This is a genomic window from Pseudomonas kielensis (assembly GCF_014236655.1).
Lineage (GTDB): Bacteria > Pseudomonadota > Gammaproteobacteria > Pseudomonadales > Pseudomonadaceae > Aquipseudomonas > Aquipseudomonas kielensis.
Genome location: NZ_JACMYG010000091.1, coordinates 1 through 816, shown reverse-complemented (window position 1 = coordinate 816; position 816 = coordinate 1). Strand labels below are relative to the sequence as shown.

At 55.4% G+C, this 816-nt stretch carries 2 pseudogenes; both read left to right on the top strand.

Annotated elements, in window-relative coordinates:
* Nucleotides 1-205: pseudogene (locus H7995_RS28135) on the top strand (VRR-NUC domain-containing protein); the annotation flags it as partial.
* Between the two features lie 2 nt (nt 206-207).
* Nucleotides 208-816: pseudogene (locus tag H7995_RS28130) on the top strand (type VI immunity family protein); the annotation flags it as partial.

Sequence of the window (816 nt, the reverse complement as noted above, 5' to 3'; positions counted from 1 at the left end):
GGTGGAGATCAAGTTTCCACAGGATTGGGCAAATCCCAGCCAGATGAAAAATTACGTGGACCTCATGACGCCAAAAACAGGGATCAATCCACAAAAGATCGGTAAGGAAAAAGTGGCACTGCTGCGGGTGCCAGAGGACTGCATCGGCTTTGAAACGGATAACAAGAAAAAACCCACCGTCAAAGGGACAATCGGAAGGAATTGAGCATGAGCACCACCCATGAAATGTTTGATGAGGAAGAGCTCGATGAGTTTATTGAGGGACTCAAGGAGTGGCCTAACTCAAATTGGGGTACGGAAGAAGCCAGACACGGCGTCAGCCCTTTCGTGAGCTTTTACTTTCCCCCCAGCCCAGATAACCACCTTGAAGCGGCCTTGCTCCTGGTGGATATCCACGAAGCCTTTGAGCAATTGGCCGGGCATCCCTACACCATGGCGATGCACGAGCACGCCAGCCGCCCCCATCGCTACCCCGAACGCCGTCCGGATCTGCGCCAGCAGGCCAGGGAAGCCTCTGAGCACAACTACTTTGTTTTTTCCTTCACCGACGAACAAAACCACGCCTCTTCACCTGCAACTGCGGGCTACTTCTGGCGCGGCTGGTTTAAAGGCGGCGACAGGAAAACGGCATATTCCTCAATCGTCTTCTACTACCGCTGGCAATGGTGGCTGGACAACCGCGAGGCCTGGCGGCGTTTCGTCCTCAAGACCATCGATCAGCTCAAGGCCCATCAGGTCTACAGCGGCTTCGCCATGGCCAATCCGCTGGAGTTCGGCACACGGGCGGAGGTCACCACCTGGGAGCGCTCACTGACA